This is a genomic window from Halomonas sp. 25-S5 (genome assembly GCF_029889845.1).
Taxonomy (GTDB): Bacteria; Pseudomonadota; Gammaproteobacteria; order Pseudomonadales; family Halomonadaceae; genus Halomonas.
Window position 1 is genome coordinate 86,479 of the sequence record NZ_JARANV010000017.1, and the last position, 6,473, is coordinate 92,951.

At 64.5% G+C, this 6,473-nt stretch carries 8 protein-coding genes, 4 tRNA genes and 1 rRNA gene; all 13 read right to left on the reverse strand.

Going from position 1 to position 6,473, the window contains the following annotated elements; genetic code table 11:
* Positions 1 to 171: 171 nt before the first annotated feature.
* Positions 172 to 543 carry a 50S ribosomal protein L7/L12 gene (gene rplL, locus OP498_RS12850; RefSeq protein WP_280548513.1) on the reverse strand — a complete coding sequence of 124 codons (372 nt, stop codon included), beginning with the start codon at positions 541 to 543 and terminating at the stop codon, positions 172 to 174.
* Positions 544 to 633: 90 nt separating this feature from the next.
* The gene (rplJ, locus tag OP498_RS12855; protein WP_071943769.1) at positions 634 to 1,137 is read right to left on the reverse strand and encodes a 50S ribosomal protein L10; all 504 of its coding nucleotides are present in this window, start codon (positions 1,135 to 1,137) and stop codon (positions 634 to 636) included.
* A gap of 258 nt (positions 1,138 to 1,395) precedes the next feature.
* Positions 1,396 to 2,088 carry a 50S ribosomal protein L1 gene (gene rplA / locus OP498_RS12860; RefSeq protein WP_280548514.1) on the reverse strand — a complete coding sequence of 231 codons (693 nt, stop codon included), beginning with the start codon at positions 2,086 to 2,088 and terminating at the stop codon, positions 1,396 to 1,398.
* A gap of 2 nt (positions 2,089 to 2,090) precedes the next feature.
* Positions 2,091 to 2,522 carry a 50S ribosomal protein L11 gene (gene rplK, locus OP498_RS12865; protein ID WP_106232368.1) on the reverse strand — a complete coding sequence of 144 codons (432 nt, stop codon included), beginning with the start codon at positions 2,520 to 2,522 and terminating at the stop codon, positions 2,091 to 2,093.
* 92 nt (positions 2,523 to 2,614) lie between these two features.
* Entirely contained in the window at positions 2,615 to 3,148 is a 534-nt protein-coding gene (nusG, locus tag OP498_RS12870; RefSeq protein WP_280548517.1) for a transcription termination/antitermination protein NusG, read from the reverse strand.
* A gap of 8 nt (positions 3,149 to 3,156) precedes the next feature.
* Complete coding sequence (gene secE, locus OP498_RS12875; protein ID WP_133636922.1) at positions 3,157 to 3,525, reverse strand: preprotein translocase subunit SecE; 369 nt, start codon at positions 3,523 to 3,525, stop codon at positions 3,157 to 3,159.
* A 72-nt stretch (positions 3,526 to 3,597) separates the two neighbouring features.
* Positions 3,598 to 3,673 (reverse strand) — tRNA-Trp (locus OP498_RS12880).
* Positions 3,674 to 3,824: 151 nt separating this feature from the next.
* Positions 3,825 to 3,899, reverse strand: a tRNA-Thr gene (locus OP498_RS12885).
* Positions 3,900 to 3,928: 29 nt separating this feature from the next.
* Positions 3,929 to 4,002: transfer RNA gene (locus OP498_RS12890), tRNA-Gly, on the reverse strand.
* Between the two features lie 49 nt (positions 4,003 to 4,051).
* Positions 4,052 to 4,135: transfer RNA gene (locus tag OP498_RS12895), tRNA-Tyr, on the reverse strand.
* A 116-nt stretch (positions 4,136 to 4,251) separates the two neighbouring features.
* Positions 4,252 to 5,091 carry a type III pantothenate kinase gene (locus OP498_RS12900; RefSeq protein WP_280548522.1) on the reverse strand — a complete coding sequence of 280 codons (840 nt, stop codon included), beginning with the start codon at positions 5,089 to 5,091 and terminating at the stop codon, positions 4,252 to 4,254.
* The gene (locus OP498_RS12905) at positions 5,088 to 6,071 is read right to left on the reverse strand and encodes a biotin--[acetyl-CoA-carboxylase] ligase (RefSeq protein ID WP_280548524.1); all 984 of its coding nucleotides are present in this window, start codon (positions 6,069 to 6,071) and stop codon (positions 5,088 to 5,090) included. The genes OP498_RS12900 and OP498_RS12905 overlap by 4 nt, the downstream gene beginning before the upstream one ends.
* Before the next feature lie 293 nt (positions 6,072 to 6,364).
* Positions 6,365 to 6,473: ribosomal RNA gene (gene rrf / locus OP498_RS12910) — 5S ribosomal RNA — on the reverse strand; the annotation flags it as partial.

The following is a 6,473-nucleotide window of genomic DNA, read 5'->3' on the forward strand; positions in this document are numbered from 1 at the left end:
ACGGCTCCGTCAGGCGCTGACGGCAAGCCTCCACCAGGAGGCTCGCCGTCGGAATTCGGCTAGCGGTGGCCCGAGGGCAACCGGCTAGTGACAACAGAAAAAGGCCGGCAGCGGGTGTCCCGCCACCAGCCGTGGAAGCTTACGCAGCGCGTGAAGCCATGGGCACAAGGGTTACTTGAGCTCCACGCTCGCGCCGGCGTCTTCCAGCTTCTTCTTTGCCGCTTCGGCGTCGTCCTTGGACAGGCCTTCCTTGATGGTCGCCGGCGCGCCGTCGACGGCACCCTTGGCTTCCTTGAGGCCCAGGCCGGTGATCTCGCGGACCGCCTTGATCACATTGACTTTCTTCTCGCCGGCGCCGGTCAGCACGACGTCGAACTCGGTCTGCTCTTCCTCGACATCGGCTTCACCGCCACCCGGGCCAGCCACGACGGCGGCGGCAGCAGAGACACCGAACTTCTCTTCCATGGCCTCGATCAGCTCGGCCACTTCCATGACGGACATGTCGGCGACGGCGTTGATGATGTCTTCTTTGGTCAGTGCCATTGTCTAGATTCCTAACTTTGCGGGAGCCTCGGCATCGCGATGGCTCGGGGATTCAATGTTCGATTCGGGCTGAGCGCAAGAGTTCGCCGTTCAGGCGGCCTCTTCCTGCTTCTGGTCTCGCAGCGCCGCGAGGGTACGGACCAGCTTGCCGGCAGAAGCTTCCTTCATGACGGACATCAGCTTGGCGATCGCCTCATCGTAGGTCGGCAGGGTTGCCAGACGGTCGATGTCGCTTGCCGGGATCAGCTCACCTTCGTAGGCCAGCGCCTTGACCTCGAACTCCTTCTGACCCTTGGCGAACTCCTTGAACAGGCGGGCGGCAGCGCCCGGGTGCTCGTAGGAGAAGGCCAGCATGGTCGGACCGGAGAAGGTCTCGTCCAGAATCTCCCAGGGAGTTCCGGACAGGGCGCGGCGTGCCAGGGTGTTGCGGACAACACGGATCTGCACGCCATTCTCGCGGGCCTGCTTGCGCAGGTCGGTCATCGCGCTGACCGCGACGCCACGAGAGTCGGCAACGACGACGGAGAGCGCATCCTTGGCCGCTTCACTGACCTCGGCAACAATTGCCTTCTTGCCTTCGAGTGCTAGTGGCACAGTGATCACTCCTTCGTGCCGGAACCTCACGAGAGGATTCCGGTGGTTACCATCTCTCCCGACCGGAGGTCGGGAGTCCTGGGTGATGGTGCTCACCAGATACCTGGCGGCCACACCATCTGCGCAGGCCTTCCCGGGGAAGATTAAGCCGCGCTCGCAAGAGACGCGGCACCTGCGGTCTTTGACGATGCCCCGCCGGCGAGGATAGCCCGGCACGGGGACCGCAAAGTTCCTGCAATCGTCTCGATCACCGCCCGATCAAGCCAGGGCAGAATGATCGATGGTCAGCCCCGGACCCATGGTGCTGGACACGGTGACTTTCTTGAGATAAATACCCTTGGACGTGCTCGGCTTGAGCCGCTTCAGGTCGGCGACCAGCGCCTCCAGGTTGCCCTGGATGGCAGAGATGTCGAAGTCGACCTTGCCCAGGGTGGTATGGATGATGCCGTTCTTGTCGGTCCGGAAGCGCACCTGGCCGGCCTTGGCGTTCTTGACGGCAGTGGCCACGTCAGGCGTCACGGTGCCGACCTTGGGGTTGGGCATCAGGCCGCGCGGACCGAGGATCTGGCCGAGCTGGCCGACGACCCGCATGGCGTCCGGCGAGGCGATGACCACATCGAAGTCCAGCTGGCCCTTCTTGACCTGCTCGGCCAGGTCGTCCATGCCGACGATGTCGGCACCGGCTTCCTTAGCGGCATCGACGTTGGCACCCTGGGTGAAGACCGCGACACGCACGTCCTTGCCGGTACCGTTGGGCATGACCGTGGCGCCACGCACGACCTGGTCGGACTTACGCGGGTCGACGCCCAGGTTGATGGCGACGTCCAGGGATTCCTTGAACTTGACGGTGGAGAGCTCGGAGAGCAAGGCCACGGCCTCGTCGAGGGAGTAGGTGCGGTTGGCGTCGACCTTCTCGCGAATCTGCTGTGCACGCTTGGTAAGCTTGGCCATGATCAGAGACCCTCCACGTTCAGGCCCATGCTGCGGGCACTACCGGCAATGGTACGCACCGCGGCGTCGAGATCGGCAGCCGTCAGGTCCGGCTCCTTGGTCTTGGCGATCTCCTCGAGCTGCTCGCGGGTCACGGTGCCGACTTTGGTCTTGTTCGGCTCGCCGGAGCCGGACTTGATGCCGGCCGCCTTCTTCAGTAGGACCGCGGCGGGCGGGGTCTTGGTGATGAAGGTGAAGCTGCGGTCCGAGTAGACGGTAATGACCACGGGGGTCGGCAGGCCCGGCTCGATGTCCTGGGTCGCGGCGTTGAACGACTTGCAGAACTCCATGATGTTGACACCGTGCTGGCCCAGCGCGGGGCCCACGGGGGGACTCGGGTTGGCCTTGCCAGCTGCCACCTGCAGCTTGATGTAAGCCTGTACTTTCTTGGCCATGATGGACTCCAGTTGGGTAGTAGCGCCTTGCGGCTCCCCGGGTTACACAACCACCCGTGGGTGGTTGTCACGAAACAGTCAGGGCCGGAAGGCTATTCCTTCTCGACCTGGGCAAACTCCAGCTCGACGGGCGTAGAGCGGCCGAAGATCAGCACGCTGACCTGCACACGGCTCTTGTCATAGTTGACCTCCTCGACGACCCCGTTGAAGTCGGCGAAGGGTCCATCGACGACGCGCACCGACTGGCCCGGCTCGAAGAGCGTCTTGGGCTTCGGCTTGTCGGTGCCGTCCTTGACCCGGCTGAGGATGGCATCCGCCTCCTTGCGGCTAATGGGGGCCGGTTTCTCCTTGGTGCCACCGATGAACCCCATGACGCGCGGGGTCTCGTTGACCAGGTGCCAGGTCTCGTCATCCATCTCCATCTCGACCAGCACATAGCCGGGATAGAACTTGCGCTCGCTCTTGCGACGCTTGCCGTCTCGCACCTCGACGACCTCTTCGGTCGGCACCAGGATCTCGCCGAAGCGATCCTCCATGCCGTGCATCTTCACGCGCTCGATGAGCGAGCGCATGACATGCTTCTCGAAGCCGGAGTAGGCGTGGACGACATACCAACGCTTGGACATGAAAACTCCTAACCGATGACGCCGGACATCGCCCAGCCAAGAAGGGTGTCGATCAGCCAGAGCATCAGCCCGACCACCAGCACGGCCACCAGCACGATGGCGGTGGTCTGCACGGTCTCGGGCCGGGTCGGCCAGACGACACGCTGAATCTCCTTCTTCGCACTCCTGGCGAGCTCGACCAGATCACGACCCTTGGTCGTGGTCAGCGCCACCAGTGCCGCCGCCACGCTGAGCACGACGACACCGAGCACACGATAGAGAAGCGCCTGGTCGGCGAAATAGGTATTGCCGACCACGGCAAGGACCAGCAGAGTGACGACAACCGCCCACTTGAGCCCGTCGTGGCGCGACTCCTGCACCTCGGCGTTATGCTTCATGAAAACGAGACTCCTCAGGGTGCGGCAATCGAAACATGAAAGTATATGAGATCTCGCCAGCCTGGGGAAGACTGGCAGGCCAGGAGGGAATCGAACCCCCAACCTGCGGTTTTGGAGACCGCTGCTCTGCCAATTGAGCTACTGGCCTGTACTTGCTTCCGCGACCACCCTTTGCAGGCGGCCTGTACGACAGCGGGCGCCATGATAGCGAAAGCCGCTCCTCCTGGCAACCCCTTCCCCGCGCGACTTCACCGTGGGAAAGAAAAAGAAAAGGCGAGCCGTGGCTCGCCTTCTCGATATGGAGCTCATGGACGGATTTGAACCGTCGACCTCACCCTTACCAAGGGTGTGCTCTACCCCTGAGCTACATGAGCGCAACCTTGTGGCATCAAAGCCAAACACCTGGAGCGGGCAGCGGGGATCGAACCCGCATCATCAGCTTGGAAGGCTGAGGTTCTACCATTGAACTATGCCCGCCGACCCACTCTTGCTTGCCATCACTCGACGCATCGGGTGCGGCTTAACCTGGTGGAGGGGGAAGGATTCGAACCTTCGAAGCTTTCGCGGCAGATTTACAGTCTGCTCCCTTTGGCCACTCGGGAACCCCTCCAGCTGGCGGTGTATTCTACCGCCTGTGCTTCCGGTGTCAAGTGCCTGTTTTCTCTGCCTCTTGACCGCGCGCGACAAACCTGCTGACTGCGCCTTTCCGGAACGCGGCGCATTGTGTCAAAGCAGCATCGAGAATGCAAGCGCGGCCCGGATCTTTTCCAGCGCCACCGGCGAGGGCACCCGAGGCGCCCCGGACATGCGTCCCGCCCGCTCGGCAGCGGTCAGCGGAAAACAGGCCTCCAGCCCACCGTAGACCATGTCCGGCCAGACCGCATGAGGCACCTGGATGCCCCGCGATACCACCCGGGCGTCACCGCCGGTCAGCATCATCGGCAGTGCCACCCCCTGCTGATCACACACCTCGCTGTAGATGCGATTGACCGCGCTCACCGCCGCCATGTAGATGCCGTGATTGACCGCTTCGACGGTACGCCTGCCGGGCTCCAGCAGCTCCTCGGCCTCGCTGTCCGGGTCGATGGCCACGTTGCGGGTACCAAGCTTCAGACTCTCCTTCATCAGCCGCAGCCCGGGCAGGATATAGCCGCCCAGGTGGCGCCCACCGGGCAGCACGAAGTCGACGGTGATGGCGCTACCGCAATCCACGGCGCAACAGCCGCCGGCCAGATGGTAACCCGCCAGCGCCCCCATCCAGCGGTCGACCCCCAGCCGGCCGGGCTCCTCGTAGCCGTTGGTGACTCCCAGGGCCTCGGCCGTGGAGCGCGCCACATGCACGGTGCCGACACGCCGGTGCAGCAGCGCCACCGTCTCCTCCAGCACCGCCCTGCGCGCCACGCTGGAGATGCGCACCGCCTCGACGACGTCGAGGTCCGGGATATCCGCCCCCGGGCGCCACTCCTCACGGGTCCAGACCGCCCCGCGGGAGCGGATCTCGCTGCTGTCGGCATCCTTGAGCCGCCACTTGGACAGGGTGTTGCCGATATCGAGGTCCAGGATCATGCGCGTCTCCGCACACTGATCTCGCCGCCAGCAAGCCGCACCGGCCGCCCATCCTGCCGCACCCAGAGGTGGCCGGCATCATCCACGTCCCCGGCGGTGGCCGACTCCCGGGTTCCCCGCTGCAGGATCTCCACCTCGCAGCCGGCGAAGGCGTGACGGGCGTTCCAGTCGTCACGCCAGGCGGAGAAGCCCTGCTGCTCGAAGCCCGCCAGCAGGGGCAGCAGCTCGTCCAGCAGCTCGACGGCGAGGGCATTGCGGGAGAGCCCCGGCGCCTGGTCATGGACGGCCGCGACGGCCTGGTCAATGCCCTCACGGAATGCCGCCGGCAGATCGACATTGATGCCCATGCCCAGCACCACCTCACAGGGGCCGGCAGCATCACCGCTGATCTCCACCAGGATGCCCGCCAGCTTGCCGAGCGCCCCGTCATCGCCCTCCAGCAGCACATCATTGGGCCACTTGAGACGAGGCCTGACGCCGTGGCGCTCGAGCACCCTGGCGAGAGCCACGCCCAGCGCCAGGCTCAGCCCTTCCAGCGACGCCACCCCCGCCTCGACCCGCCAGCCGATCGAGAGCATCAGGGTACGCCCCCAGGGCGTCACCCAGGGGCGTCCTCGGCGCCCGCGCCCTTCGCTCTGCTGCTCCACCAGGCAGATCTCGCCGTGCCCTGCCCCTTGGGAGAAACGCTCGCGCAGGAAGGCGTTGCTGGATGGCAGGCTCTCCTCCACGAACAGCCGCGTCAGATGCGGGCGCGCCTGTCGCGAGAGGCCGGCGACGATGATGCCCCCCTCCAGCAGCTCCAGGCGTTCGACCAGGCGATACCCCTGGCCCTTGACCGCTTCCATGGGAATGCCCAGGGACTCCAGTTTGCGCAACTGCTTCCATACTGCCGCCCGCGACACGCCCAGCCGTTCGCCCAGCTGCTCGCCGGAGTGGAACTCGCCATCGCTCAGCAGGCGGATCAGGTCACCGATGGTCATGCTCATGCCCCTGACGGGAAATATGACATTCTAGCGGATGCGGCCAGCCCCCGGAAACGCCAGCGACCAAAGTGGGTGAGTGCATGGGCGGCTCGACGGCCACGGCACAGGGGGTCGTGGGGTTCATTACCGCGACGGCTAACCTTCCCCGGCTTCCCATATAAAAAAACCCCGAGCTCTGGACGAGCTCGGGGTTTATCGGGATGAGTCTCTGATGCTCATCCAGCCGACGCTTTCGCGGCCATCAACGAGAAAACCCCAGCTTCGTTCGAAGCTGGGGTTTCAGAATAGGTGCCTGACGATGACCTACTCTCGCATGGGGAGGCCCCACACTACCATCGGCGCTGAGCGGTTTCACTGCTGAGTTCGGCAAGGGATCAGGTGGTTCCCGCACGCTATGGT

Excerpts from the sequence above, each read along its gene's own strand:
- rplL (WP_280548513.1), bottom strand. The coding sequence starts at position 543 with ATGGCACTGACCAAAGAAGACATCATCAACGCCGTCGCCGACATGTCC.
- rplA (WP_280548514.1), bottom strand. The coding sequence starts at position 2,088 with ATGGCCAAGCTTACCAAGCGTGCACAGCAGATTCGCGAGAAGGTCGAC.
- rplK (WP_106232368.1), bottom strand. The coding sequence starts at position 2,522 with ATGGCCAAGAAAGTACAGGCTTACATCAAGCTGCAGGTGGCAGCTGGC.
- nusG (WP_280548517.1), bottom strand. The coding sequence starts at position 3,148 with ATGTCCAAGCGTTGGTATGTCGTCCACGCCTACTCCGGCTTCGAGAAG.
- secE (WP_133636922.1), bottom strand. The coding sequence starts at position 3,525 with ATGAAGCATAACGCCGAGGTGCAGGAGTCGCGCCACGACGGGCTCAAG.
- OP498_RS12900 (WP_280548522.1), bottom strand. The coding sequence starts at position 5,091 with ATGATCCTGGACCTCGATATCGGCAACACCCTGTCCAAGTGGCGGCTC.
- OP498_RS12905 (WP_280548524.1), bottom strand. The coding sequence starts at position 6,071 with ATGACCATCGGTGACCTGATCCGCCTGCTGAGCGATGGCGAGTTCCAC.